Below are 24,100 nucleotides of genomic sequence, written 5' to 3'. Positions count from 1 at the left end.
GTTACTCGGCGCAGTCCGCGCGCTGCAGTTCCGGCGGCACCGCGTAGCGGCGGGCGACCGGATCGAACGCCACCAGGTCGTAGCTGTGCGCCGGCCCGGTGCAGTCCTGCCCACGGCTGCGGACGGTCAGCGGCCAGTACCCGTCCACCGCGTCGGCGGTGCCCACGGCAATGCTGAAGTCCACATTGAACGCGGTGTCATCGCAGCCCTTGCCCGCGTCGCCGCAGGGCCGGGCAGCGCTGTTGTCGATGTGCTCACGCAGCAGCGCCACCTCGCGCAGGCGGCTGGCGTGCACGGCCACATAGCTGCGCGAGGCGAGGGTGACGCCCCGCTGGATCTCGCCATGGGTGATCCGGAACGCATGGCGCTGCGGACCAAGCGGCTCCACCTGGACCGTGCCCGGCGCGCCCCTGCGACCGTACTGGCCCTGCAGGCGCTGGGCGATGACCAGCAGCGGCGCTTCGCTGGTGCCAACGGCCGGACCATCGCGCAGCACGTACAGATCCAGCCGGCCCGGTTCCACACTGGCGGCGTCGTCCAGCGACTGGCAGACCGCCAGCAGCGTCTGCACCTGCCCATCAGTATCGCGCGTGTCACGGGCACACACGCTGCGCGTGACCGGGCGCTGCGCCTCCACCTCGGTGTCGTCCCACTGGTCCTGCCACGGCGCGTCCAGCCGGGCGTTGTCGCCATAGCGCGCATGCAGGAAGCCCAGCAGGCGCTGATCGGCGGTGCCACTCACCTGCAGGGTGTCTTCCACCTGCGCGGTGCTATCGAGCACGCGGCGCGGTTTGCCGGGGTCGGAAGCGGGCGTGGCATCGCCGCACCCGGCGAGCAGGACGAGCAGTGCGGCGGCCAGTGCGAACGGGCGCAGGTGGTGCACTGCACGGCCCGCGCGCACCATCACTCGCACCCTTCGCGGTTCAATTCATCGGGGAAAGCGTAGGTCCAGTTCTTCGCGTCCAGGGTGAAGCGATGCTCGCGGCGCACCGGGGTGCGGCCACAGCTCATCCCGGTTTCCTCGATCACCAACGGCCACTGCCGTGCGGCCGGGTCGCGGGTGTCGAAGGTCAGGGCGAAATCGAGGTTGAACAGACGGGCCTGGCAGTCCGGCTCGGCGTCGGCATCGTCGCAGTCGTAGGCACTGCTGTTGTCGATGTGGCTGCGCACGCCACCGGCCTCCACCAGCCCGTTCGGGCCGGGCAGCACCAGCGTCTGGGTAATCAGCGAATAGCCTTGGCCAAACCAGCCGTGCTCGATGCGGAACCCGTAGAAGTCGCTGCCGGCGCGGATGATCTGCACCGTGCCGGGCTGGCCCTGGCTGCCGAAGTTCTGGCCGGTCAGTTCGGCGGCCACGGCGAAACGGTCGGCCTCGGGGCGCAGTACGAAGAAGTCGATCGCGCCCGGGTCCGGGTGCGCGCCGTCCAGCGGCCAGCCGCATACAGCCAGCAGCTGCTGCCAGCTGTCGCCGTTCACTACCGGTTGTTCGGCGCAGACGCGCCAGTCGGTGGGGCGGGTGTCGCCATCCTGGCTCCAGCTGCCACGCCAGGTGCCGCCCAGTTTCGCGGTCTTGCCGTAGCGTTCGTTCAGAAAGGCCTGCAGCCGCGCGGTGCGGCTGACGTGGGCCACCGGTGCGGCGGGCGTCTGCGCCGCAACAGGGGCGGCCGGGGCCGCCGGTTCACTGGCCGGGGTGCAACCGGCCAGCGCAGCCGCACTGGCAATGGCCAGGGCGGCGAGGGTCTTCATGGGCTGCGGGGACATCCGTGTCGCTCCAGGGGTCAGTGGCGGAAGTGACGGACGCCGGTGAACACCATGGCCAGGCCGTGTTCGTTGGCGGCGGCGATCACTTCGTTGTCGCGCATCGAGCCGCCCGGCTGGATCACCGCCTTGATGCCGGCCGCGGCGGCGGCATCGATGCCATCGCGGAACGGGAAGAACGCATCGGAGGCCATCACCGAGCCTTCCACCACCAGGTTCGCGTCGGCCGCCTTGATGCCGGCGATGCGCGCCGAGTACACCCGGCTCATCTGGCCGGCGCCCACGCCGATGGTGCGGTTGTCCTTGGCATACACGATGGCGTTGGACTTCACGAACTTGGCCACCTTCCAGGCGAACAGCAGGTCGGCAAACTGCTTGTCGGTGGGGGCCAGCGTGCTCACCACGGTCAGTTCGTCGCGCGCCATGCCACGGTTGTCCGCGCTCTGGATCAGCAGGCCCGAGCCCACGCGCTTGGTGTCGTAGTTGTTGCGGCCCTGCCCATGCGGAATGCGCAGCACGCGTACGTTGGCCTTCTTCTGCGCGTATTCCAGCGCGGCCGGTTCGTAGTCCGGGGCGATCAGCACTTCAACGAACTGGCGGTCCAGGATCACCTTGGCGGTGGCGGCATCCAGCGGCTGGTTGAAGGCGATGATGCCGCCAAAGGCGCTGGTCGGGTCGGTCGCGTAGGCCAACTCGTAGGCATCGCCGTTGCCGGCACCCACGGCCACGCCGCACGGGTTGGCATGCTTGACGATCACGCAGGCCGGCGCGTCGAACTGGCGCACGCATTCCCACGCCGCGTCGGCGTCGGCCAGGTTGTTGTAGCTCAGCTCCTTGCCCTGCAGCTGCTGGAAGGTGGCCAGCGTGCCCGGCACCGGGTACAGGTCGCGGTAGAACGCGCCGCTCTGGTGCGGGTTCTCGCCGTAGCGAAGGTCCATCACCTTCACGAAGCTGGAGTTCATCTGCGCCGGGAATTCGCTGCGCACCGGCACCGCCGCATCGCGGGCGGCAACGGCCGACAGGTAGTTGCTGATCGCCGCGTCGTACTGGGCCACGCGGTTGAACGCGGCCACCGAGAAGGCAAAGCGCTTGGCGGCCGACAGCTTGCCGTCGTTGGCGTCCAGTTCGGCCAGCAGCTCGGCGTACTGCGCCGGGTCGGTGGCCACGGCCACGCGCGCGAAGTTCTTCGCGGCCGAGCGCAGCATCGCCGGGCCGCCGATGTCGATGTTCTCCACCGCATCGTCCAGGGTGCAGTCGGCCTTGGCGGTGACCGACTCGAACGGGTACAGGTTCAGCACCAGCAGGTCGATCGCGCCGATGCCGTGTTCGGCCATCACCGCGTCATCCAGCCCGGCACGGCCGAGCAGGCCGCCGTGCACCATCGGATGCAGGGTTTTGACCCGGCCGTCCATCATTTCCGGGAAGCCGGTGACGTCGGCCACGTCCTTGACGGCCAGGCCCGCCTCGCGGATCGCCTTGGCGGTGCCGCCGGTGGACAGCAGCTCCACGTTGCGCGCCGCCAGGGCGCGGGCCAGGTCGATCAGACCGGTTTTGTCGGAGACGGACAGGAGGGCCCGACGAACGGGCAACAGATCAGCAGTCATGGGGACAGGGCAATCGGCAGCGGAGCGGGGCCAATATTGTAGGCGGTGGGGGCCGGTGGCGGGCGCCGCCCGACCGATATTGCCCCCGGCAGCCGCATCCGGCACACCGCCCAGCCCCCGCAGGCCGGCGGCGCTGGGGTAGGCTGCGCGCTCTGCCAGGGATTTGCAGGTCCAGAACGTGTCGACAGCAACATGGAAGGGGCCGCTGCTGGCCAGCCTGGTGGTATTCGCCGGGACCGGCACCGCCGTGCAGGCGCAGGACACCGCGCACGGGGCGGCCGACGCACCGGTGCAGGTTGTGGAGATTGCGGCGCTGCCGGTGGCGGTGGATGCCGCCCACGGGGCCGGCGCGCCGGCCGATGCCGACGGGTCCAGCAGTGACGACCTTGAGCAGCGTGCCTACCGGGCCTACGAAGACCAGGACTGGCCACAGGCCAGCCGGCTGATCGCGCAGGCCATCACGCTGGCGCCGGACCAGGCCGGCCTGTACCGCCTGAAGGCCTACATCGCCGCGGCGACCGGCGATGACGCCGGGGTGCTGGCGGCAGCTGAGCAGGCGCTGCAGCGCGATCCGGGCGATGCCGAAAGCCTGCAGCTGCGTGGCAGTGCGCGGGCCAAGGCGGGTGATGCGCAGGGCGCGTTGGCCGACTACGCCGCGGCCTTGCAGGCGGGCTGGCATACCAGCGGCTTCTTCCGCAATTACCTGTACGTGCTCAACCAGCAGCATGCCAACGCGCGGATGCTGGAGGTGCACGCCGCCTACGAAGACGCCTACCGCCGCGACCCTGAAGGAACGGGGCTGCACCCGGACATCCCCTTCCATGCCGCCCAGGCCTACCAGCACCTGGGCCAGCCGCGCCGCGCGCTGGACCTGCTGGACCAAGCCATCGCGCAGTCGCCCCAGGTGGCTGGCTACTACGGCAACCGCGCGCTGGCCCAGCACGCGCTGGGCCGCTCCAGCCAGTCGCTGGCCGACGATGCGCGGGCGATGCAGCTGGACCCCACCGAGCCGCTGTATCCCTACAACCGCGGCGTGACCCGGTTGGACCTGGGCGACGCGGCCGGGGCGCTGCAGGACTTCAAGGCGGCCGTAGCGCTGGGCAAGGACGACGCCGATACCTGGCTCAACATCGGCGTGGTCGAGGAGCGGCTGGGCCACACGCGTGAGGCGCTGGCCGCCTACGACCGTGCGTTGGCGAAGGCGCCGGGCAATGCGAAGGCGCTGACCAACCGCCTGTCGCTGCTGGGCAAGGCCGGCAAGGGCGATACCGCGGCGGTAGCCGCACAGGCCGCCCGCCTGCCCACCGAAAACCAGGCGCAGCTGCTGTTCAACCAGGGCCAGGCGCAGACGCGGGCAGGGCAGTGGCAGGCCGCTGCGGATCTGTTCGCGCAGGCGGTGCGGCTGGATCCCGGCCTGGACACCGCCTGGCTCAACCTGGGGGTGGCGCAGGCCCGGCTGGGGCAGCACCAGCGTGCGCTGGACACGTTCAATGACTACCTCCAGCGCGCTCCGCTCAAGACCCTTGGCCTGCTCAACCGCGCCAACGTGCTGCACGAACTGGGCGATGACGGCGCGGCCGAGAAGGACCTGCTGCGCGCCGCCCAGCTGGAGCCGGGCAACCTCGACATCCAGCAGCGCCTGGCCACCCATTACAGCCGTACCGGCCAGACCGACAAGGCGCGGCGCTACTACGCCCAGCTGGTGAAGCTGCCGGGCAACCTGTCGCCCGATGCCTTCATCAACTACGCGGCGATGCTGCTGCAGCTGGGCGATACCCGCGAGGCGGCGGTGGTGGCGGCCAACGGCGTGGCACGCTTTCCGGACGACTACGGCCTGCGCGTGAACCTGGGCAATGCGTTGGGCGACAGCGGCCAGCTCGCGCAGGCGGTGGACGCCTACCGCGCGGCGATGCGGCTGCAGCCCGCGCGCCTGGACGCGCACTACAACCTGGGCAACCTGTACCTGCAGCAGCTCAAGCAGCCGCGCAAGGCCGTGCAGGAATACCGCACCGCGTTGAAGCTGCAGGGCGATCCGGAGCTGGACGCTTCGGGCCAGCGCGGACAGCGCATGGACATCCACCTCAACCTGGCCAGCGCGCTGGCCGACACCGGCGATGCGGACGCCGCGCGTCGCGCGCTGCAGGCCGCCATCGATGACGCACCGGACGATTACCGGCCGTGGTTCAACCGCGCCGCGATGGCATTGTCGGCCGGCAACCCGGCGGCGGCCGCGCCGGACTTCGAGGCGGCGTGGGTGCGCCTGGACGCACTGCAACGCGCGCAGCCGGCGCAGGCGCAGCCTGACCCGGCGTTGCAGGAACATGCCGGCTACGTGCTGTTCCACCTGGGCCGCACCGGCGAGGCGGCCATCCGCATGCAGCAGGTGCTGCAGGCGCAGCCGGACAACATCGACGCGCAGCGCAACTATGGCTACATGCTGCTGGACCTGGGCCGGCCACAGGATGCGAAGCGGTTGTTCGACCAGGCCTTCACCCGCGAACCGGACGAGGTGGACGGCTGGCTGGGCATGCTGGCCTGCGCGATGCTGGAGAGCGACCCGGCGCAGCTGGCCCGGCTGAAGCGACAGTTCGAACAGCGCTTCAACACGCGTTACGTGCTCGCCGCAGGTCTGCCGGAACAGTTGATGCGCAGCGAAGGCTACTGGTACTCCGACCGCTTCCTGCAGCTGTGGCGGCAGCTGCTGGCAGCGGGGTGAGCCGATGCCGTCGGCGGGCGTTTCCCTGCATCGGCGCCGACAGGTAGATTAGCGAACGTCAGGAGGACAGCACGGCATGTCGATCTATGCATTGAAAGGGCGCTTCCAGGATCTGCTGCGCCCGGGCGTACGCGGTCTTTACCGCGCGGGCATCACGGCCAATACGGTCACGGTGTTGGCCGCGGGGGTGTCGTTGCTGGTGGCCGCTGCCGTGTGGCGCTGGGCGCCCCTGCACCCGCTGCTGTATCTGGCCCTGCCGCTGTGGATGCTGCTGCGCATGGCACTCAATGCCGTGGACGGCATGCTGGCCCGGGAATTCGGCCAGCAGTCGCGCCTCGGCGCGTATCTCAACGAGTTGTGCGACATCGTCGCCGACGCCGCGCTCTACCTCAGCCTGCTCAGCGTGCCGGGGGTGAACCCCACCGCGTTGTGGGCGCTGACGTGGATGGCCGCGGTTTGCGAGTACGCTGGCGTCCTGGGCGTGATGGTGGGGGCCAGCCGGCGCTATGACGGGCCGATGGGCAAGAGCGACCGGGCGTTCGTGATCGGCCTGATCGGCGTGCTGCTGGCGCCGGGCTGGATCGACGGCGCCATCGTGGGATGGATCGCGTGGGCAGCGGCCGCACTCTGCGTGCTGACCAGCTGGCGGCGCGTTCGACAGGGATTGGCGGAGATCGGCTGACGTGGCCGGATCCCGCCGGATGCACAACGGAGTGATGCATGCGCGCACAGCAACATCTGCAGTTCCACAGTTTTGATGGCCAGCCGCTGTTCTACCGGCATTGGTCGGCCAGCGGGATGGCTGCCACGCGCCGTGCCGTGGTGCTGCTGCATCGCGGGCATGAGCACTCCGGCCGGGTAGCGCATCTGGTCGATGAGCTGGACCTGCCCGACACCGATGTGTTCGCCTGGGATGCGCGCGGCAACGGCCAGTCGCCGGGCGAGCGCGGCGATGCGCCGGGGTTCGAGGCGCTGGTGCGCGACCTGGACAGCTTCATCGCCCACATCGGCCAGCAGCATGGCATCGCCGTGCAGGACATCGCGATCATCGCCCAGAGCGTGGGCGCGGTGGTCGCCGCCACCTGGGTGCACGACTACGCGCCGCCGCTGCGCGCGCTGGTTCTTGCCTCGCCGGCCTTCAAGGTCAAGCTGTACGTACCGTTGGCGGTGCCCGGCCTGAAGCTGATGCAGAAGCTGCGCGGCAACTTCTTCGTCAACAGCTACGTCAAGCCGCAATGGCTCACCCACGATCCGGAGCGGGTGGAAAGCTACCGCACCGATCCGCTGATTACCCGGCCCATCTCGGTGCGCGTGCTGCTGGGCCTGTACGAGGCCGCCGATCGCGTGGTGGGCGATGCGCAGGCCATCACCGTGCCGACCCAGCTGCTGGTGTCCGGGTCGGACTTCGTGGTGCATCGCGCGCCGCAGGACCGCTTCTACGAGCGGCTGTCCTCGCCGATCAAGGAACGCCACCTGTTGCCGGGCTTCTTCCACGACACCCTGGGCGAGCGCGACCGTGCACCGGCCATCGCGGCCATCCGCCGCTTCGTCAGCGAGCGGTTCGCGCAGCCGCTGGTGCGGCCCAGCCTGCGCGATGCGCACCGGCATGGCCCCACCTTCGACGAGGCGGAAATCCTGTCCTGGCCCCCGCAGCGCAACAGTGCCAAGGACCTGTACTGGCGCTTCACCCGGGCCGGGCTGCGCTTCGGCGGCACGCTGTCGGAGGGCATCGCGCTGGGCCTGGAAAGCGGCTTCGATTCGGGCAGCACGCTGGACTACATCTACCGCGACCAGGCGCGCGGGAGCGGCCCGCTGGGCCGCATGATCGACCGCAACTACCTGGACGCGATCGGCTGGCGTGGCATCCGCATCCGCCGCACCCATGTGCGCGAGCTGCTGCAGCTGGCCGCGTTGCACCTGCATGGCGAAGGGCGCCCGGTGCGCGTGCTGGACGTGGCCGCCGGGCATGGCCGCTACGTGCTGGATGCACTGGCCCAGGGCGAACAGCGCGCCGACGCGATCACCCTGCGCGACTTCAGCGAACGCAACGTCATCGACGGGCGCAAGCTCATCAGCGAATTCGGTGCCGATGACATCGCCACCTTCGAACAGGGCGATGCATTCGATGCGGCTTCGCTTGCAGCCCTGCCGGTGGCCCCCACGTTGTCCACGGTGTCGGGGCTGTACGAACTGTTCGCCGACAACGATGCGGTGCTGCGCTCGCTGCAGGGCATCGCCGCGGCCATGCGCGAAGGCGGCTACCTGGTGTACACCGGGCAACCGTGGCACCCGCAGCTGGAGTTCATCGCGCGCGCGCTCACCAGCCACCGCGAAGGCGTGGCCTGGGTGATGCGCCGGCGTACCCAGCAGGAAATGGATGAACTGGTGCGCCTGGCCGGGTTCGAGAAAGTCACCCAGCGCATCGACCGCTTCGGCATCTTCACCGTGTCGCTGGCGCGCCGGGTGCTGCCGTGACCGAGGGCGTGCGGCCCTGGCGCCGCGCCCTGCTGTGGCTGGCCTTGCTGGGGCCGTTCTTCTTCCTCAGCTATGGCCTGTCCAATGCGATGGCCGGGCGCCTGTCCTACGTGCCCTCCATCGTGTTCGACTGGGAAGCGTCCATTCCGTTCCAGCCGTGGACCATCGTGCCGTACTGGTCCATCGACCTGTTCTACGTGGCCTCGTTCTTCATCTGCACCCAGCGCGCCGAACTGGACATGCATGCGCGCCGGCTGCTCACCGCGCAGGTGCTGTCGGTGGCCTGTTTCCTGCTTTGGCCGCTGCGCTTCAGCCTGGAGCGACCGGAAACGGCCGGCGTGTTTGGGTGGTTGTTCGACGTGCTGCTGGGCTTCGACAAGCCGTTCAACCAGGCTCCCTCGCTGCACATCGTGCTGTTGGTGGTGCTGTGGGTGCGCTTCCAGCAGCACCTGCGCGGGTGGTGGCGGGCGGCCCTGCACGTGTGGTTTGCGTTGATCGGGATTTCGGTGCTGACCACCTGGCAGCATCACTTCGTGGACGTGCCCACCGGCGTGGCCGTGGGCTGGTTGTGCGTGTGGCTGTGGCCGGCGCACGGCCGCTCGCCGTTGGCCCACTGGCAGTGGGCGCAGGACGGCACGCGTTGGCGGCTGGCGATGCTGTACGGATTGGGCAGTGCGCTGTGCGCGTCGCTGGCGCTGACGTTCAGTGGCTGGGTGCTGTGGCTGGGCTGGCCGGCGGTGTCCCTGGCGCTGGTGGCGCTGGGCTACGCCGCGTTGGGCACGGCGGTGTTCCAGAAGCAGGAAGACGGCCGGCTGAGCATGGCCGCGCGCTGGTTGCTGGCCCCGTACCTGCTGGCGGCCTGGTTGAACTCGCGCTGGTGGACCCGGCGCGCGCCGCAGCCGCAACTGGTGATCGACGGCGTGTGGCTCGGACGCATGCCGGCCGCGGGGGCGTCCTTGCCGATGTCGACCGTGGTGGACGTGTGTGCCGAACTGCCCTTCGCGGGCCAGGTGCGGCACTACCGCAGCGTGCCGATGCTGGACCTGGCCACCCCCACCGCGCACGACCTGCAGCGTGCTGCCGAGGCCATTGCACACGGGCATCGTCGTGGCGAGGTGCTGGTGTGCTGCGCGCTGGGGTATTCGCGCAGTGCCGCAGCCGTAGCCACCTGGTTGTGCCGCAGCGGGCACGCCGACAGTGCCGACGCGGCGATCCGCCTGCTGCAGCTGGATTGCCCGCATATCGTGCTGCATGACCGGCACCGCGATGCGATTGAACAGGCTGTGCGCGATGCCGCAGCCGCCAACGGAAGCACACAGGTGAGCGCATGAGCATGTTGTTCCAGTTGCGGGTGATGACCGCCGTGCTGCGCCAGGCGCGCATGGCCACCGGCATCTCGGTGGTGCTGGCGGGCGCGGCGCTGGCGCTGCTGTGCCTGTCGATGCCGCCGCTGGGGGTGGCAGTGCCGGCGTTGGCATCGCTGCTGGCCGGCGCGGTGCAGGCGTACTACGCCACCCGGGTCAGCTTCGATGCGGCGTTGCTGGAAGCGTTGCAGGTCAGCCATCCCGACGCCGCACCCGGGGTGATCGATGACGTGCTGCAGAAGCTGGGGCTGCGTGAAGCGTCCACCGCCACGCGCGGTTGGCAACCGCGCTGGCAGGGCATGCGCCGCCTGCTGCGCTGGCAGTTGCTGGCGCTCGGCCTGCAGGCGGTGTGCCTGCTGGGCGCGCTGGTCCTGAAAACGTTGCCGTGATGCCACCACCGCCCCCCGCAAGGACGCCTGCCCATGTTTGCTGACCTCATCGCGCGCGGCTGCAGCTTCGCCATCCGCGCGCTCACCGGCGCGCGCGCGCTGTGGCAGGGCTGCGCCCCGTCCAGCGACCACCGCGTGTACTACGGCAACCATGCCAGCCACGGGGATTTCGTGCTGATCTGGTCGGCGCTGCCGATCACCCTGCGCCGCCAGGTGCGGCCGGTGGCGGCGGCTGACTACTGGCAGCGCGATGGCCTGCGCCGCTACCTCATCCACGCGGTGTTCAACGGCGTGCTGATCGAGCGCGATGCGACCAAACGCACTGAAGACCCGATCGCCTGCCTGTGCCAGGCCGTGGATGAAGGCAACTCGCTGATCCTGTTCCCCGAAGGCACGCGCAATCCCGACGAGGGCGTGCTGCCGTTCAAGAGCGGCATCTACCACCTGGCCCGGCAGCGTCCGGAACTGGAGTTCGTGCCGGTGTGGATCGACAACCTCAAGCGGGTGATGCCCAAGGGCCGTTGGCTGCCGCTGCCGCTGCTGTGCACCACCACCTTCGGCGAGCCGCTGCGGCTGAAGGCCGATGAAGACAAGGACCGCTTCCTGGAGCGCGCGCGGCTGTCGCTGATGGCGCTGGACCCGCAGCCGCGCAGGGAGCGCGCATGACCGCCTGGCTCTCGACACTGGCCACCGACGTGGCGCAGTTGTCCACGCATGCGCAGACGCGCCTGCTGTTTGCCGGCATCGCGGCGGTGCTGGTGGTGGCCACGCTCATCGCCGAAACCCTGCGCTGGCGCGCGCGGCATGCGCCCAGCAGCGTGCTGGCCAACCTGGTGTCGCGGATCCGCGCGTGGTGGGTGATGGCGGCCGTGGTCGCGCTGGCGTTCTTCTTCGGGCGAACCGGCGTGGTACTGCTGTTCGCGCTGGTGTCGTTGTTCGCGCTGCGCGAGTTCATCACGCTTACCCCCACCCGCGCCGGCGATTACTACGCGTTGCTGGCCGCGTTCTATGTGGTGCTGCCGTGGCAGTACTGGCTGGTGTGGACCGACTGGTACGGCATGTACACCTTGCTGATTCCGGTCTACGCGTTCCTGTTCCTGCCCATCCTGGCCACCATCGGCGGCGACACCACCGACTACCTGGAGCGGACGTCCAAGGTGCAGTGGGGGTTGATGATCTGCGTGTTCTGCATCTCGCACGTGCCGGCGCTGCTGAACCTCAAGCTGGCCGGGGTGGACCCGGCGCGCAACCTGCTGTTGTTCGCGTTCCTGGTGATCGTGGTGCAGTCCTCGGACGTGCTGCAGTACATCTGGGGCAAGCTGATCGGCAAGCGCCTGATCGCGCCGAAGCTGTCGCCGTCCAAGACCGTGGAGGGCTTCATCGGCGGCGTGCTGTCGGCCAGTGCGCTGGGCGCGGCCCTGTGGTGGCTGACCCCGTTCACGCCGTGGCAGGCGTTCGGCATGTCGCTGGCGGTCAACCTGATGGGCTTCTGGGGCGGTCTGGTGATGTCAGCGATCAAGCGCGATCGCGGCATCAAGGACTGGGGCCACATGATCGAGGGCCACGGCGGCATGCTCGACCGGCTGGATTCCGTGTGCTTCGCCGCGCCGGTGTTCTTCCACCTGGTACGGTATTTCTGGAGCGCGTGACCGAAACGGGTAGGCATCGACCGTTGGTCGATGCACGGCATCAGGTGGCGATGCCGTATTCCTTCAGCTTCTTGCGCAGCGTGGCGCGGTGGATGCCCAGCATGGCCGCGGCGCGGCTCTGGTTGCCTTCGCAGTGGTTGAGCACTTCCACGAACAACGGGATTTCCATTTCGCGCAGCACGATCTCGTACACATCGTCGGCATCGCAGCCATCCAGGTCGCGCAGGTAGCGTCGGACCGATTGGGCCACGTGTTCGCGCAGCGGTGGCTTCGGCGCGCCACGACTATTGTCAGGACGAGAAAGGACAGCGTTCAAGAAGGTTCCCGGTGCAGATGCCGGGGCGGACAGCAGCCCCGGTCGGAGAATTGTAGGGGGCCAGTCTAGCGCGTGCGTGGGCAGCCCGCCACGCTCCACGCGCCAGGCACGGCTACTGGAACTCGAAGGTGAATGCGACGGTGGAGGCGGCGGGCTCGCGTACGCGGAACGCAATCTGTGCGCTTTGGCCAGGTTCCAATACGCTGTTGGCGTCAAGCGAACGGTCCAGGTAATCGTGCGGGGCAAACACCCCGGTGCCGATCACGCGGCCATCGGCATCGGACAACGACAGTCGCAGTGCGGGCCAGGCCTGGGCCCAGCGCGCATCGTTGCGGAAGCTGGCCTGCACCTGCAGTGCGCCGGGCTGGCCCGGCACCGGACGCACGTCGCGGCTGATCATGCTGAACGCTGCGGGCTCCTGCCACGCGGGCAACGTGCAGCGCAGCACGCTGCACAGCCCGGCAATCCACGGCCGGCTGCCGGCATCGGCGGCCAACCGCGCGCGGTCGGCCACGGCGATCTGCAGCACCAGCAACAGCACCAGCCCGGCCAGTACGCCCCATTGCCAGCGCGGCGTGTGCAGGCGCGCGGCACGCAGCCGCATGAAGCTCGGTGCGGGGGCACTGCCTGCGCCGATCACCGGTGCAGGCACGTCCACGCTGCCGTCGTCGTCGGCCGCATCCTGCTGCGGCATCGGGTCGCAGGCGGCAACGTGCGCGGTGTCATCGTTGACGCTGGCCGCAGCGTGCGCCGGCTCCCGTTGCGATACGTCCGCCGCGCGCTGCTCATGGTCATCGCGTTCGGCCGACGGCGGATCGAACACCGCGACCTGCGGCGGCGTGATCTGCGCAGGCGTCTCGCGCGCCGCGTCATGTGCGGCCGGCGGTGCATCGTCCGGCAGCGGCCGCTCGCGCGGCGCATCGTCCGGGCTGGCGCGCAGGAAGGTGGCCAGCGGGCGGCGGGGTGGCGGGGTAGGCTCGGTCATCGATTCGGGGCCGGGCGGCAGGGTCGCGCCCATTCAAGCACGTTCACGCCAGCTCAGGCGCGGCGCACGCCGGTGATGCGCATCCAGTCTTCGTCCTGGGCGGTTTCCAGCTGCTCGAACCACGGCGCATAGCGCACCAGCAGCTCGTCTTCCTGGCCGTGCAGGATGCCCGACAACGCGATGCGCCCACCGGGGGCCACGCGTGCGGCCAGCACATCGGCCAGTGCATCCAGTGCCGAGGCCAGGATGTTGGCCACCACCACCGGGTAGGTGGCCGGCGGCTCGTCGTGCGGCAGGTAGACCTGCAGGCGATCTTCCAGGCCATTGCGCTGCGCGTTGTCGCCGGTGGCGATCACCGCCTGCGGGTCGTTGTCCACGCCCACGGCACGCGCCGCGCCCAGCTTCACCGCCGCCAGCGCCAGGATGCCCGAGCCGCAGCCGAAATCGAGCACGGTCTGACCGTCCAGCACGCCGTCGGCGGCCAGGCTGTCCAACCAGCGCAGGCACAACGCGGTGGTGGGGTGGGTGCCCGAGCCGAACGCCAGGCCCGGGTCGAGGCGGATCACGGCGGCATCGTCGGCCTGCGCGGCCTCGGGCAGCGCGTGGTTCCACGGCACAATCCAGGTGCGCTCGCCGAACGCCATCGGCTGGAACTGGTCCAGCCACGCGCGCTCCCAGTCTTCATCGGCTACCGCACGGAAGCTGGCATCGGACCAGTCCAGGCCCGGGTCGAACGCCTCCAGCGCGGCCAGCAGCGCCAGTGCGTTGGTCTCGGCCGCGAACAGTGCGGTCAGTACCAGGTCGTTCCACAGCGGGGTTTCACCCACGCCCGGTTCCAGGATGGCGCGCTCGTTGCTGGTATCGGCATCGGCGTCGAGCAGGGTCACCGCCAGCGCGCCGACATCGTCCAGCGCATTTTCGTAGCGGGGCTGGGTGGATTCGCTGCAGCGGAGGGTGAGTTCCAGGAACGGCATGGGAAGAATTACCTGCGGAAAACCGTGAATGCTAGACCATTGTGGGGGCCTGCGGCCCGTGGCGCGCCCTCGTCCAGTCTCGCGCGGTGGCGAGAATGCAACCGCCACGCAGTTCAGACACGGCCCGGAGGGCTTGCTAAACTGGGCCTTCCGCTGCCCCACGGGCATCTTCCGGTCCTGCGCATGGCGCTCGTGCCTACCCTCAAAACCTGGTTGCTGGTCGTACCGGCCCTGGCGTTGCTGGGGGTGGTGGGCTATCGCGCCGGTGGGCATGTGCGGCACGACGACACGGTGCCTGGCACGGTGGATGAAGCGCCGGTATCGCTGGTGTCGGCCGCACCGATGCAGGCCCAGCAGCTGGCCCGCCAGTTGCTGTCGAGCGAGCGCGGCACCGCGGTGGCCTCCGGCCTGCCGCTGGATATCCGTGCCGACATCGAAGGCGATACCGATCTGTTCGCCTATGCCCAGCGCCTGCAGCTGCAGGCCGCCAACGGCAACGCCGAAGCGGGGTGGATGGTCAGCCGGGTGTACGACTACTGCGCCATCTACGCGATGGACCCGGGCGGCTACCAGTTGGACAACGCGTTGTTGAACGGGCTCGGCCTGACCGCCGCGCCGGCCATGGTGCAGGCACGCGAGCGCGTGGCGCGTCGCTGTGGCGGCTTCGTGGCCAGCGACGGGCTGGGCCGCCAGTTGATCCTCGCCCAGCGCCAGCAGGCGGCCAAGGCCGGCAACCTGGCGGCCGAGGCGTCGTTGTTCGCCGACGGCCAGCCGTTGATGAACACACCGGAGTATCGCCGTGGGCTGGTCGAACGCGTGCTCGATTCCCGCGACCCGGAAGCTTTCATGGCGCTGTCGCCGGCAATGGGGCAACGCGCCAGCGGTGACCGTGCGCTGGAGGGGCTGGTGGCAGGGGATCAGTTCAGTGAACTGGCCTGGCGGCTGGGTGCATGCCAGCTGGGTATGGCCTGCGGGCCGGACAGTGTGCTGATGAACAATTTCTGCGCGAACGGTGGGATCTGTTCGCAGGACGGTGGGCAGGATTTTGCCACCTTCGTCTATGACGCCGCGGTTTCGCGGCAAGGTGCGGGGACAATGAAGGCTTTGGTTGAAGAACTGATCAAGAAGAGGAAAGGGCGATGAATTACCGTCGATTCCTGCACGGTGCCAAGTTCTGGTTCTGGGTGGTGTTGTTCGTGGCCTATTCGGCCGGCGCGGTCGGGCTGGTGATGATCGATACCTACGAGGATCGCTATCGCAACCTGTCCAAGGTGCAGTTGACCTCGGTGAAGACGCAGGAAGACGTGCGACGCGCCGGTGCCAGCCAGGTGGCCGCGGTGTACCGCGCGCAGAGCGGCATGCCGTTCGCGTCGCTGCCCACCGGCAGCACCTTCCAGGTGGTGTGGCCCGATGGTTCCACCGAGACCATGGTGATTGTCGACCCGACCTCGTCGCTGGGCGTGGCACCGGTCAAGAACAGCCAGGTGACCGCGGCGAACGCGCCGCGCTGATCCCCTCCGCTGCGCGGGGCATCGCCTCGATGTCCCCGCTGCAGTGTGGTTCCCGTGGTGGGTCAGCACGGGTCCGCAGCGCGCGCTGAGTGCCGCTGCGTGGCCGATCTGATCGGGCGTGCAAGGCAGGAAAACGTGCAGATGCCGCGCCGGGCGTGATCGCCTCGTGGATGCCAGTGCACGCCGCCTTCGCCCAAGGCTCTCGGCTGTTTCACGCGATGTCGCGCAGCCTGCGCACGTCAGCTGCATTCGCAGCGCACGTGCCGGAGAAACCTGCCCCATGAACATCCGAGGCGATTACGCCGCATCCGAACCACACGCCACCGCGACGGTTGCAGTGGTCACCCCGCCCCCCATTGCGCCGCACGACAGTGCCACGTCCTGGGGCGCGATCTTCGCCGGTGCCGCCGCGGCTGCCGCGCTGTCGCTGGTGTTGTTGATCCTAGGCGTCGGCCTGGGGCTGTCATCGGTATCCCCGTGGGCGTATGAGGGCGTGTCCGCCGAGGCGTTCGGCTGGTCCAGCATTGCCTGGCTCACCTTCACTGCCATTGCCGCCTCCGGACTGGGCGGCTATCTCGCGGGCCGGCTGCGCAACAAGTGGAGCAACCTGCATGGCGATGAGACCTACTTCCGCGATACCGCACACGGCTTCCTGTCGTGGTCGGTGGCCACGCTGTTGACGGCCGGCCTGCTCACCACCGCCATCGGCGGCGTGCTGGGCGCGGGCGCCAAGGTGGCCGGTGCCACCGCAGGGGCGGCCGCCACCACCGCAGGCGGCCTGGCCGCCGCTGCCGGGCCGGCCGCCATGGGTGGCGACAACGGCGACCTGCAGTACTGGGTGGATGGCCTGTTCCGCGCCAATCCGAATGCACCGGCTGCACCGACTGCACCGATGGGCCCGCCGCCGGCACCGGTTGCCGGCGCTGCACCGGCGATGGTGCAGCCGCAGGCAGGCCCCGTAGCACCGCCGCCGCGCCCGATGACGGGTGCCGAACGCGGCCCGGGTCCGGGTCGGGGTGACGTCCGTGGCGAGGTCAACCGCATCGTGGTCAACAGCCTGAAGGGCGATGCGATGGACCCGGCTGATACCCAGTACCTGGCGCAGCTGGTGGCCAACCAGACCGGCATGAGCCAGGCCGAAGCGCAGGCCCGCGTGACCGACATGCAGACCCGTCTGCGCGCCTCGCTGGAGAAGGCCAAGAACGACGCCAAGCAGGCGGCTGACGATGCCCGCAAGGCGACCGCCTACGCGGCGCTGTGGCTGTTCATCACGCTGCTCATCGGTGCGTTCAGCGCCAGCCTGTTCGCCACCTGGGGCGGCCGCCGCCGCGACCTGTAACCCACCGCTCAACGAGGAGGATTCACCATGAGATACCTGCTGCTGTGGTTCCTGGGCATTCCGATCCCGATCCTGCTGCTCATCGCGCTGTTGCGTTGAGGCAGGGCGTACCGACCAACGGTCGGTACGCAGGAACCGGTCCCCGTAACCCATATTCCGGACAAACAAAAAGGCGGGGGAATCCCCCGCCTTTCTGCTGTAACGCACTACCGCGCGATCAGGTCAACGCAATCGACTTGTTCTTGCGTTCGGCCAGGCGCTTTTCCAGGTAGTGGATGTTCTGCCCACCGGCCTGGAAGCCCTTGTCGCGCATGATCCGCTGCTGCAGCGCCACGTTGGTCTTGATGCCATCAACCACCATCTCGCTCAGCGCCACGCGCATGCGCGCGATCGCGGTTTCGCGGTCCGGGCCGTGCACGATCAGCTTGCCGATCATCGAGTCATAGTTCGGCGGCACGCGGTAACCACTGTAGATGTGGGTATCCACGCGCACACCGGGACCACCCGGCGGATGGAAGGCGGTGATCTGCCCCGGGCTCGGCACGAAGGTTTCGGCGTCTTCGGCGTTGATGCGGCACTCGATCGCGTGACCGGTCAGCACCACGTCGCTCTGCTTGATGGTCAGCTTCTGGCCGGCGGCAATGCGCAGCTGTTCGCAGACCAGGTCGATGCCGGTCACCATCTCCGTCACCGGATGCTCCACCTGCACGCGGGTGTTCATTTCGATGAAGTAGAAACGGCCGTCTTCGAACAGGAACTCGAAGGTACCCGCGCCGCGGTAGCCGATGCGGATGCAGGCTTCCACGCACACCTTGCCGATCTGCTCGCGCATTTCGTCGCTGATGCCCGGTGCCGGTGCTTCTTCCACCACCTTCTGGTGGCGGCGCTGCATCGAGCAGTCGCGCTCACCCAGGTGGATGGCGTTGCCCTGGCCGTCGGCCAGCACCTGGATCTCCACGTGGCGCGGATTCTCCAGGAACTTCTCCATGTACACCTGGTCGTTGCTGAAGGCGGCCTTCGCTTCGGACTTGGTGGTCTCGATGGCCGCCTTCAACGACGCCTCGGCATGCACCACGCGCATGCCGCGACCGCCGCCGCCACCGGAGGCCTTGATGATGACCGGGTAGCCGATCTCACGGGCAATCTTGGTGTTGGCCACGATGTCGTCGGTGAGCGGGCCGCCCGAGCCGGGCACGCACGGCACGCCGGCAGCCTTCATCGCACGGATCGCTTCCACCTTGTCGCCCATCAGGCGGATGGTGTCGGCCTTGGGGCCGATGAAGATGAAACCGGACTCTTCCACGCGCTCGGCGAAGTCGGCGTTCTCCGACAGGAAGCCGTAACCCGGGTGGATGGCCTGGGCGTCGGTGACTTCCGCCGCGGCAATCAGCGCCGGAATGTTGAGGTAGCTCTCAGACGACGGTGCCGGACCAATGCAGACCGACTCGTCGGCCATGGCCACGTGCTTGAGGTTGCGGTCGACCGTGGAATGCACGGCCACCGTGCGGATGCCCAGGGTGTGGCACGCGCGCAGGATGCGCAGCGCGATTTCCCCTCGGTTGGCAATAACGACTTTGTCGAGCATGGACGAGTCCTTAGCCGATCACGAACAGCGGCTGGTCGAATTCGACCGGCTGGCCGTTTTCGCCCAGGATGGCGACGATGGTGCCGGAAACATCGGCTTCGATCGGGTTGAACATCTTCATCGCTTCGATGATCGCCAGCGTTTCGCCTGCCTTCACGGCCTGGCCCACCGACACGAAGGCCGGCTTGTCCGGCGAGGACGACGCGTAGAACGTGCCGACCATCGGTGCGCGCAGCACGTGGCCGTCCGGCAGGGCGTTACCGGCCTTGGCGGTGCCGCCGGTCGAGGCTTCGGTGGGCGACTGCATCGGCATCGCCGGGGCCGCGGCGGCCTGCACCGGCGCGGGCGCCATCATCATCTGCGGGGCGGCCTGCATCATGCCGTAGCCGGAGACCGGGGCGCGCGACAGGCGCACGGACTCTTCGCCTTCCTTGATTTCGATTTCGGCGAGGTTCGACTCTTCCAGCAGGTCGATCAGCTTCTTGATTTTGCGGAGATCCATGGGGGCCTCTTGGCTCGTGGTGTCAGTGTGGTGGGAAGCGCGGTGCGCTCGGGTCAAAGCAATTCGTAGAAGTCGCGCAGTTGCCGCGTACGGTCGCGCGCCAGGGTGATCAGGCAGCGCATCTGCGCGCCGTTGCGCGCGGTGCCATCGGAGTTGAGGGCGTAGACCGCATTGCAGTCGTGGTCGCGCAACTGCATCCAGGCACGTTGCGCCAACACCAGCTCCTGTTCGGCATTGCCGCAGTAGCTGCAGCTGCCGCCCTTGGCCGGCGTACGCAGCTGCTTGCGCGCCTGCGCATACACGGCATTGAGTTCGACGTCGGCGGCGGCGGCCACGTCGGAGGCGCACAGGTCGCTCTCCATCGTGGTGACCGGGTGCGCGCAGTCGATGCCCTCATCCTCGCGGTCGGACGCCGCCACGCCGCCACACAGGCCGGCCGACAACACCACGCAGGCAAGGGCGCGCAGCAGCGTCATCAGGCGCGCGTGCCCTGCAGGCGGGTCAGGGCGGCATCCATCGCGTAGCGGTAGCTGTCGGCACCAAAGCCGCAGATCACGCCCACCGCCTTGTCGCTGAAATAGCTGTGCTGGCGGAACGGCTCGCGCGCATGCGGGTTGGACAGGTGGATTTCGATGAACGGCACGTCCACCGCGGCCAGCGCATCGCGCAGGGCCACCGAGGTGTGGGTGAACGCAGCCGGGTTGATCAGGATGAAGGCGGTGCCGTCTTCACGGGCGGCCTGCACGCGGTCCACCAGGTGGTGTTCGGCGTTGGACTGCAGGCTCTCCACGTCATGCCCGGCGGCGTGCGCCTGGGCCAGCAGGGCCTGGTCGATCTGCGCCAGCGTGGTGTGCCCATACACCCCCGGCTCGCGTGTGCCGAGCAGGTTGAGGTTGGGGCCATGCAGGACCAGCAGTTTCGCCATGGGTGCCACGAAGCGGGAAAGGGCGAAGTCTGGCGGAACCGGCTGATGGTGTCCAGTTCGGCGAAGTTACGGGTGTTTCAATCGGTTGTTTGAAATGCACTGCATTCACCCGTCCCGCCAGCATCTCACGCGCACGCACCCGCCTGATGTAACGCGCGCACCTGCACGGCCGTGCCACGACCCGCAGCACTCACCCGGTACGCGCGTCCGCTGGAAACCACCGCTTCCCCAAACGCAACGCGACATGCACCAGCAGGATCAGCACCGGCACCTCCACCAGCGGCCCGATCACCGCGGCGAAGGCCACCGGTGAGGCCAGCCCGAAGGACGCGATCGCCACGGCGATGGCCAGTTCGAAGTTGTTGCCGGCCGCGGTGAACGCGATGGCCGTGGTGCGCGGGTAGTCGCGGGCGACGAACCGGCCCATCACGAAGCTGATGATGAACTGGATCAGGAAGTACAGCGTCAGCGGAATGGCGATGCGCACCGCATCCATCGGAATACGCAGCACCTCGCCCCCTTTCAGGCTGAACATCGCCGCGATGGTGAACAGCAGCGCGGCCAGCGTGATCGGGCTGATCCGCGGCAGGAACGTCTCTTCATACCAGCGGGCGCCCTTGCGCGCCTGCAACCAGCGCCGGGTGAGGAAGCCGGCCAGGAACGGAATGCCCAGGTAGATCAGCACCGCCTCGGCAATGGTCCAGAAGCTGACGTTGATGACGCTGCCCTGCAGCCCGAGCATCGAAGGCAGCCACGACAGGAAGAACCACGCATAGCCGCTGAACAGTGCGATCTGGAAGATCGAGTTGAACGCCACCAGCCCTGCCACGTACTGGCTGTCACCGCGTGCCAGCTGATTCCATACCAGCACCATGGCGATGCAGCGCGCCAGGCCGATCAGGATCAGGCCGGTCATGTAGTCGGGATAGTCGCGCAGGAACAGCACGGCCAGGCCGAACATCAGCAGCGGCCCCACCACCCAGTTCTGCAGCAGCGAGAGCAGCAACACGCGCTTGTCGGCGAAGACCCGGGGCAGTTCCTCGTACTTCACCTTGGCCAGCGGCGGATACATCATCAGGATCAGGCCGATCGCGATGGGGACGTTGGTTGAACCGACCGACAGGCTGTTAAGCGCCGCCGGTACGCCGTCGAACATCGCGCCCAGCCCCACGCCCAGCGCCATGGCCAGGAAGATCCAGAGGGTGAGGTAGCGATCCAGAAAGGAAAGACGCGGGGGCTGAGGGGTCATGGCGCGTGCTCAGCAACCGGGCCGGTCACAGGCCGGATCATCGGCGCAGCAGTTTTCGGTGAGGTAGGCCACCAGTGCGTTCATGGCCTGGAACTCGGCCCGGTAGCAGATGGTGCGGCCACGCTGCTCGGCGTTGATCAGCCCGGCCGCGCTCAGCTCCTTCAGGTGGAAGGACAGCGTGGCGCCGGGCAGCGCCAGCGCCTGGGCGATGTCGCCGGCCAGCTTGCCGCCGCGGCCGGCCTGCACCAGCAGGCGGAAGATCGAGAGTCGGGTGGCGTGGCCCAGGGCAGCCAGTGCGTGGGTTGCAGTGGTATGTTCCATGATTCTAGAATAATGGAAACATTAGCGATGGACAACCCATGGACCCCCTCCCCAACGTAGTGCCCGGCGCTCTGGACCTTCCCTCGGCCGCCAGGCTGGAGCAGGGCACGGCGCCGCGCCACCGCCCGCGCATCCTCATCCTGTATGGCTCGCTGCGCCCGCAATCGTTCAGCCGCAAGCTGGCGCTGGAAGCGCAGCGGCTGCTGGAACAGCTTGGGGCGGACACCCGGCTGTTCGATCCGCATGGCCTGCCGATGCTCGATGCCGAACCGGCCACGCATCCCAAGGTGCAGGAACTGCGCCAGGCATCGCTGTGGTCCGAAGGCCAGGTGTGGGTCAGCCCGGAGCGGCATGGCACGCTGACGGCGGTGTTCAAGAATCAGATCGACTGGCTGCCGCTGGAAGAAGGCAGCGTGCGCCCCACCCAGGGACGCACGCTGGCGGTGATGCAGGTCTGCGGTGGCTCGCAATCGTTCAACGTGGTCAACGCGCTGCGGGTGCTGGGCCGTTGGATGCGCATGGTGACCATCCCCAACCAGTCGTCCGTGCCCAAGGCATGGCAGGAGTTCGATGACGCGGGGCGGATGAAGCCGTCGGCCTATTACGATCGCGTGGTGGACGTGATGGAGGAACTGGTCAAGTTCACCCTGCTGGTGCGCGGGCGCAGCGACTACCTGGTGGACCGCTACAGCGAACGCAAGGGCGCGGTGGAGGCAGTCGCGCTTGCGGCCGCTGCCGGCGTGGTGGATGCAGCCTTGAACCAGGCGGAGGGCGCATGAACGCCGTCATTTACCACAACCCCAATTGCGGCACCTCGCGCAACACGCTGGCGATGCTTCGGCACGTGGGCATCGAACCGGAGGTTATCGACTACCTGGCCCACCCGCCCAGCCGCGCGCGCCTGGTTGAACTGATCACAGCGGCAGGCCTGGGCGTTCGCGATGCCATCCGGCAGAAGGGCACGCCCTATGACGCGCTAGGGCTGGGCGACCCCGCGCTCGGCGACGACGCACTGCTGGACGCGATGCTGGCGCATCCGATTCTGATCAACCGGCCGTTCGTGCAGACGGCGCTGGGGACCCGGCTGTGCCGCCCCTCCGAGGTCGTGCTGGAAATCCTGCCGCCGATGACGCGCCCCTTCATCAAGGAAGACGGCGAGGTGGTGGAAGCGCGGCGGGGGAGCTGACCGATCCCGATGCAGCAAACGCCCAAAGGGTTGCCATGACCATCGGGGGTTTCCGCTGCGCGCCGTGTGCACCAGCATCGCGACCAGGCAAGGCACCCGCCATTGCATGGAGGCAGCATGATCGGACGCATCAGCGGTATGTTCATTCTTGGGCTGTGCAGCGCCAGCGCGCTGGCCGCCGGGACGGGGTACCAGCCCCCCTTCCACCCCGACCAGCTGAAGGGCCCGCCGGCGGGCCGGCCCAACGAGGTGCTGGTGCTGGGCTCGCCGCACCTGTCGGGAATGCCGGACACCTTCGCGCCGGCCCAGCTGGAACCGCTGCTCGAGCGTCTGGCCGCATGGAAGCCGGAGGCGATTGCGGTGGAAGCCGTGTCCGGCCTGCAGTGCGACTACATGCGGCGCAATCCCGCGCGGTATGCCGACAGCGTGAGCAGCTACTGCGTGGATACCGGCCCGGCGCAGGCCGCAACCGGCCTGGACGTACCGGCCGCCAACGCCGAGGCCGAGCGCCTGCTGGCCCAGTGGCCCGCCACCCCCAGTGCGGCGCAGCGGCGACGGCTGGCAGCGGTATGGCTGGCCGCCGGTGAGCGCAACTCCGCGGTGGTGCAATGGCTGCGCCTGCCCGCCGAGCAACGCATTGCCGCCGACGGTATGACCGACGCGCTGGTGGCCTTCCTGGACAAGCGCCTGCAGCGGCGCGACGAGTCGGTGCTGGTGGCCGCCACGCTCGCTGCCCGGCTGGGACTGGAGCGGGTGTGGGCGGTGGATGACCACACCGCCGATTCGCCCACGCCGAAGGAGGTAGAGAAGGCGGCGGCCGATGCGATCAGGAAGGCTTGGGACAACCCGTATTCCAAAGCCCGCCACGCGGCGGACGATGCGCTGAACGCCCATCTGACCCAGCCGCACGGCATGCTGACGATCTACCGGACGTACAACGCACCGGAAGGCGCGATGCAGACCTACCGCAGCGACTTCGGCGCAGCGTTGGTGGAACCGTCGCCGCAGGCATTTGGCCGCAACTACGTGGGCTACTGGGAAACCCGCAACCTGCGCATGGTCGCCAACATGCGTGACGTGCTGGGTCAGACCCCCGGCATGCGCCTGCTGACCATCGTCGGCGCGTCGCACAAGCACTACTACGAGGCCTACCTCAACCTGATGCACGACGTGCAGCTGGTGGATGCCGAAGCCGTGCTGCGCTGACGCCCATCGACGGCGTGGTGCCAAAGCAGGCCGCTTTGAAATGCAG

The 24,100-nt window shown here is 68.5% G+C and carries 25 protein-coding genes; 13 read left to right on the top strand and 12 right to left on the bottom strand.

Annotated features, from left to right (window positions below; genetic code table 11):
- Window position 1 precedes the first annotated feature (1 nt).
- From ACZ0AE_RS18290 to purH, 3 genes are read right to left on the bottom strand one after another with little or no spacing between them, the layout of a single operon-like run.
- Window positions 2–904 (bottom strand): hypothetical protein, encoded by a 903-nt coding sequence (locus tag ACZ0AE_RS18290; protein WP_463601822.1) that lies wholly within the window; start codon window positions 902–904, stop codon window positions 2–4.
- A complete protein-coding gene (locus tag ACZ0AE_RS18285; RefSeq protein ID WP_463601821.1) occupies window positions 904–1,761 on the bottom strand; it encodes a hypothetical protein in 858 nt (285 codons plus the stop codon). The genes ACZ0AE_RS18290 and ACZ0AE_RS18285 overlap by 1 nt, the downstream gene beginning before the upstream one ends.
- Before the next feature lie 17 nt (window positions 1,762–1,778).
- Window positions 1,779–3,362 carry a bifunctional phosphoribosylaminoimidazolecarboxamide formyltransferase/IMP cyclohydrolase gene (gene purH, locus ACZ0AE_RS18280; protein WP_320488783.1) on the bottom strand — a complete coding sequence of 528 codons (1,584 nt, stop codon included), beginning with the start codon at window positions 3,360–3,362 and terminating at the stop codon, window positions 1,779–1,781.
- Between the two features lie 178 nt (window positions 3,363–3,540).
- Between purH and ACZ0AE_RS18275 the strand changes: the two genes are divergently transcribed.
- From ACZ0AE_RS18275 to ACZ0AE_RS18245, 7 genes are all read left to right on the top strand, one after another.
- The gene (locus ACZ0AE_RS18275; RefSeq protein ID WP_463601820.1) at window positions 3,541–6,078 is read left to right on the top strand and encodes a tetratricopeptide repeat protein; all 2,538 of its coding nucleotides are present in this window, start codon (window positions 3,541–3,543) and stop codon (window positions 6,076–6,078) included.
- Window positions 6,079–6,154: 76 nt separating this feature from the next.
- Window positions 6,155–6,760 carry a CDP-alcohol phosphatidyltransferase family protein gene (locus ACZ0AE_RS18270; protein WP_137190563.1) on the top strand — a complete coding sequence of 202 codons (606 nt, stop codon included), beginning with the start codon at window positions 6,155–6,157 and terminating at the stop codon, window positions 6,758–6,760.
- 38 nt (window positions 6,761–6,798) lie between these two features.
- Entirely contained in the window at window positions 6,799–8,553 is a 1,755-nt protein-coding gene (locus tag ACZ0AE_RS18265; protein ID WP_463601819.1) for a bifunctional alpha/beta hydrolase/class I SAM-dependent methyltransferase, read from the top strand.
- Window positions 8,550–9,884 carry a phosphatase PAP2/dual specificity phosphatase family protein gene (locus ACZ0AE_RS18260; RefSeq protein WP_463601818.1) on the top strand — a complete coding sequence of 445 codons (1,335 nt, stop codon included), beginning with the start codon at window positions 8,550–8,552 and terminating at the stop codon, window positions 9,882–9,884. Before ACZ0AE_RS18265 ends, ACZ0AE_RS18260 begins: the two co-directional genes overlap by 4 nt.
- Complete coding sequence (locus ACZ0AE_RS18255; RefSeq protein ID WP_463601817.1) at window positions 9,881–10,306, top strand: hypothetical protein; 426 nt, start codon at window positions 9,881–9,883, stop codon at window positions 10,304–10,306. The genes ACZ0AE_RS18260 and ACZ0AE_RS18255 overlap by 4 nt, the downstream gene beginning before the upstream one ends.
- A 33-nt stretch (window positions 10,307–10,339) precedes the next feature.
- Window positions 10,340–10,972 carry a lysophospholipid acyltransferase family protein gene (locus ACZ0AE_RS18250; RefSeq protein WP_038685849.1) on the top strand — a complete coding sequence of 211 codons (633 nt, stop codon included), beginning with the start codon at window positions 10,340–10,342 and terminating at the stop codon, window positions 10,970–10,972.
- Window positions 10,969–11,955, top strand: coding sequence for a phosphatidate cytidylyltransferase (locus ACZ0AE_RS18245; RefSeq protein ID WP_038685851.1), 987 nt, complete (start codon window positions 10,969–10,971; stop codon window positions 11,953–11,955). The genes ACZ0AE_RS18250 and ACZ0AE_RS18245 overlap by 4 nt, the downstream gene beginning before the upstream one ends.
- A gap of 40 nt (window positions 11,956–11,995) precedes the next feature.
- On the opposite strand, the gene fis is transcribed toward ACZ0AE_RS18245, so the two are convergent.
- From fis to prmA, 3 genes are all read right to left on the bottom strand, one after another.
- Window positions 11,996–12,271: a DNA-binding transcriptional regulator Fis gene (gene fis, locus ACZ0AE_RS18240; RefSeq protein ID WP_038685853.1), complete on the bottom strand. Its 276-nt coding sequence runs from the start codon at window positions 12,269–12,271 to the stop codon at window positions 11,996–11,998.
- Between the two features lie 112 nt (window positions 12,272–12,383).
- Window positions 12,384–13,256, bottom strand: coding sequence for a DUF3426 domain-containing protein (locus ACZ0AE_RS18235; protein WP_463602113.1), 873 nt, complete (start codon window positions 13,254–13,256; stop codon window positions 12,384–12,386).
- A gap of 53 nt (window positions 13,257–13,309) precedes the next feature.
- Window positions 13,310–14,230 carry a 50S ribosomal protein L11 methyltransferase gene (prmA, locus tag ACZ0AE_RS18230; protein ID WP_463601816.1) on the bottom strand — a complete coding sequence of 307 codons (921 nt, stop codon included), beginning with the start codon at window positions 14,228–14,230 and terminating at the stop codon, window positions 13,310–13,312.
- Between the two features lie 183 nt (window positions 14,231–14,413).
- Between prmA and ACZ0AE_RS18225 the strand changes: the two genes are divergently transcribed.
- From ACZ0AE_RS18225 to ACZ0AE_RS18215, 3 genes are all read left to right on the top strand, one after another.
- Window positions 14,414–15,373, top strand: coding sequence for a hypothetical protein (locus ACZ0AE_RS18225; RefSeq protein WP_038685856.1), 960 nt, complete (start codon window positions 14,414–14,416; stop codon window positions 15,371–15,373).
- Window positions 15,370–15,741 (top strand): hypothetical protein, encoded by a 372-nt coding sequence (locus tag ACZ0AE_RS18220; protein ID WP_038685858.1) that lies wholly within the window; start codon window positions 15,370–15,372, stop codon window positions 15,739–15,741. The genes ACZ0AE_RS18225 and ACZ0AE_RS18220 overlap by 4 nt, the downstream gene beginning before the upstream one ends.
- 280 nt (window positions 15,742–16,021) lie before the next feature.
- The gene (locus ACZ0AE_RS18215; RefSeq protein WP_463601815.1) at window positions 16,022–17,080 is read left to right on the top strand and encodes a hypothetical protein; all 1,059 of its coding nucleotides are present in this window, start codon (window positions 16,022–16,024) and stop codon (window positions 17,078–17,080) included.
- A gap of 217 nt (window positions 17,081–17,297) precedes the next feature.
- On the opposite strand, the gene accC is transcribed toward ACZ0AE_RS18215, so the two are convergent.
- The 6 genes from accC to ACZ0AE_RS18185 all read right to left on the bottom strand — a co-directional run bounded on the left by accC (window position 17,298) and on the right by ACZ0AE_RS18185 (window position 21,662).
- Entirely contained in the window at window positions 17,298–18,665 is a 1,368-nt protein-coding gene (gene accC, locus ACZ0AE_RS18210; RefSeq protein WP_038685860.1) for an acetyl-CoA carboxylase biotin carboxylase subunit, read from the bottom strand.
- A 10-nt stretch (window positions 18,666–18,675) separates the two neighbouring features.
- Window positions 18,676–19,167, bottom strand: a complete 492-nt coding sequence (gene accB / locus ACZ0AE_RS18205) for an acetyl-CoA carboxylase biotin carboxyl carrier protein (protein ID WP_137190554.1) — start codon at window positions 19,165–19,167, stop codon at window positions 18,676–18,678.
- A gap of 53 nt (window positions 19,168–19,220) precedes the next feature.
- Window positions 19,221–19,643 carry a lysozyme inhibitor LprI family protein gene (locus tag ACZ0AE_RS18200; protein WP_463601814.1) on the bottom strand — a complete coding sequence of 141 codons (423 nt, stop codon included), beginning with the start codon at window positions 19,641–19,643 and terminating at the stop codon, window positions 19,221–19,223.
- Entirely contained in the window at window positions 19,643–20,092 is a 450-nt protein-coding gene (aroQ, locus tag ACZ0AE_RS18195) for a type II 3-dehydroquinate dehydratase (RefSeq protein ID WP_137190553.1), read from the bottom strand. The genes ACZ0AE_RS18200 and aroQ overlap by 1 nt, the downstream gene beginning before the upstream one ends.
- A 190-nt stretch (window positions 20,093–20,282) precedes the next feature.
- A complete protein-coding gene (arsB, locus tag ACZ0AE_RS18190) occupies window positions 20,283–21,341 on the bottom strand; it encodes an ACR3 family arsenite efflux transporter (protein WP_463601813.1) in 1,059 nt (352 codons plus the stop codon).
- A 9-nt stretch (window positions 21,342–21,350) separates the two neighbouring features.
- On the bottom strand, window positions 21,351–21,662 hold the full coding sequence (locus tag ACZ0AE_RS18185) for an ArsR/SmtB family transcription factor (protein ID WP_038685868.1): 312 nt from the start codon (window positions 21,660–21,662) through the stop codon (window positions 21,351–21,353).
- Between the two features lie 38 nt (window positions 21,663–21,700).
- On the opposite strand from ACZ0AE_RS18185, the gene arsH reads away from it, so the two are divergent.
- The 3 genes from arsH (at window position 21,701) to ACZ0AE_RS18170 (ending at window position 24,054) form a co-directional block, all read left to right on the top strand.
- Complete coding sequence (gene arsH, locus ACZ0AE_RS18180; RefSeq protein WP_463601812.1) at window positions 21,701–22,441, top strand: arsenical resistance protein ArsH; 741 nt, start codon at window positions 21,701–21,703, stop codon at window positions 22,439–22,441.
- Window positions 22,438–22,848 carry an arsenate reductase (glutaredoxin) gene (gene arsC / locus ACZ0AE_RS18175; RefSeq protein ID WP_463601811.1) on the top strand — a complete coding sequence of 137 codons (411 nt, stop codon included), beginning with the start codon at window positions 22,438–22,440 and terminating at the stop codon, window positions 22,846–22,848. The genes arsH and arsC overlap by 4 nt, the downstream gene beginning before the upstream one ends.
- Before the next feature lie 117 nt (window positions 22,849–22,965).
- Window positions 22,966–24,054 (top strand): DUF5694 domain-containing protein, encoded by a 1,089-nt coding sequence (locus tag ACZ0AE_RS18170; RefSeq protein WP_463601810.1) that lies wholly within the window; start codon window positions 22,966–22,968, stop codon window positions 24,052–24,054.
- Window positions 24,055–24,100: the final 46 nt, after the last annotated feature.

It is taken from the genome of Stenotrophomonas sp. AC248, assembly GCF_979258185.1.
Note: the sequence above shows the minus strand (reverse complement) of the source record. Positions and strands in the feature narration are given on the sequence as shown.

Coding starts and splice junctions, on each gene's coding strand:
- ACZ0AE_RS18290 (WP_463601822.1), bottom strand. CDS start 904: ATGGTGCGCGCGGGCCGTGCAGTGCACCACCTGCGCCCGTTCGCACTG.
- ACZ0AE_RS18285 (WP_463601821.1), bottom strand. CDS start 1,761: ATGTCCCCGCAGCCCATGAAGACCCTCGCCGCCCTGGCCATTGCCAGT.
- purH (WP_320488783.1), bottom strand. CDS start 3,362: ATGACTGCTGATCTGTTGCCCGTTCGTCGGGCCCTCCTGTCCGTCTCC.
- ACZ0AE_RS18270 (WP_137190563.1), top strand. CDS start 6,155: ATGTCGATCTATGCATTGAAAGGGCGCTTCCAGGATCTGCTGCGCCCG.
- ACZ0AE_RS18265 (WP_463601819.1), top strand. CDS start 6,799: ATGCGCGCACAGCAACATCTGCAGTTCCACAGTTTTGATGGCCAGCCG.
- ACZ0AE_RS18255 (WP_463601817.1), top strand. CDS start 9,881: ATGAGCATGTTGTTCCAGTTGCGGGTGATGACCGCCGTGCTGCGCCAG.
- ACZ0AE_RS18250 (WP_038685849.1), top strand. CDS start 10,340: ATGTTTGCTGACCTCATCGCGCGCGGCTGCAGCTTCGCCATCCGCGCG.
- ACZ0AE_RS18245 (WP_038685851.1), top strand. CDS start 10,969: ATGACCGCCTGGCTCTCGACACTGGCCACCGACGTGGCGCAGTTGTCC.
- ACZ0AE_RS18235 (WP_463602113.1), bottom strand. CDS start 13,256: ATGACCGAGCCTACCCCGCCACCCCGCCGCCCGCTGGCCACCTTCCTG.
- prmA (WP_463601816.1), bottom strand. CDS start 14,230: ATGCCGTTCCTGGAACTCACCCTCCGCTGCAGCGAATCCACCCAGCCC.
- ACZ0AE_RS18225 (WP_038685856.1), top strand. CDS start 14,414: ATGGCGCTCGTGCCTACCCTCAAAACCTGGTTGCTGGTCGTACCGGCC.
- ACZ0AE_RS18220 (WP_038685858.1), top strand. CDS start 15,370: ATGAATTACCGTCGATTCCTGCACGGTGCCAAGTTCTGGTTCTGGGTG.
- ACZ0AE_RS18215 (WP_463601815.1), top strand. CDS start 16,022: ATGAACATCCGAGGCGATTACGCCGCATCCGAACCACACGCCACCGCG.
- accC (WP_038685860.1), bottom strand. CDS start 18,665: ATGCTCGACAAAGTCGTTATTGCCAACCGAGGGGAAATCGCGCTGCGC.
- accB (WP_137190554.1), bottom strand. CDS start 19,167: ATGGATCTCCGCAAAATCAAGAAGCTGATCGACCTGCTGGAAGAGTCG.
- ACZ0AE_RS18200 (WP_463601814.1), bottom strand. CDS start 19,643: ATGACGCTGCTGCGCGCCCTTGCCTGCGTGGTGTTGTCGGCCGGCCTG.
- aroQ (WP_137190553.1), bottom strand. CDS start 20,092: ATGGCGAAACTGCTGGTCCTGCATGGCCCCAACCTCAACCTGCTCGGC.
- arsB (WP_463601813.1), bottom strand. CDS start 21,341: ATGACCCCTCAGCCCCCGCGTCTTTCCTTTCTGGATCGCTACCTCACC.
- ACZ0AE_RS18185 (WP_038685868.1), bottom strand. CDS start 21,662: ATGGAACATACCACTGCAACCCACGCACTGGCTGCCCTGGGCCACGCC.
- arsH (WP_463601812.1), top strand. CDS start 21,701: ATGGACCCCCTCCCCAACGTAGTGCCCGGCGCTCTGGACCTTCCCTCG.
- arsC (WP_463601811.1), top strand. CDS start 22,438: ATGAACGCCGTCATTTACCACAACCCCAATTGCGGCACCTCGCGCAAC.
- ACZ0AE_RS18170 (WP_463601810.1), top strand. CDS start 22,966: ATGATCGGACGCATCAGCGGTATGTTCATTCTTGGGCTGTGCAGCGCC.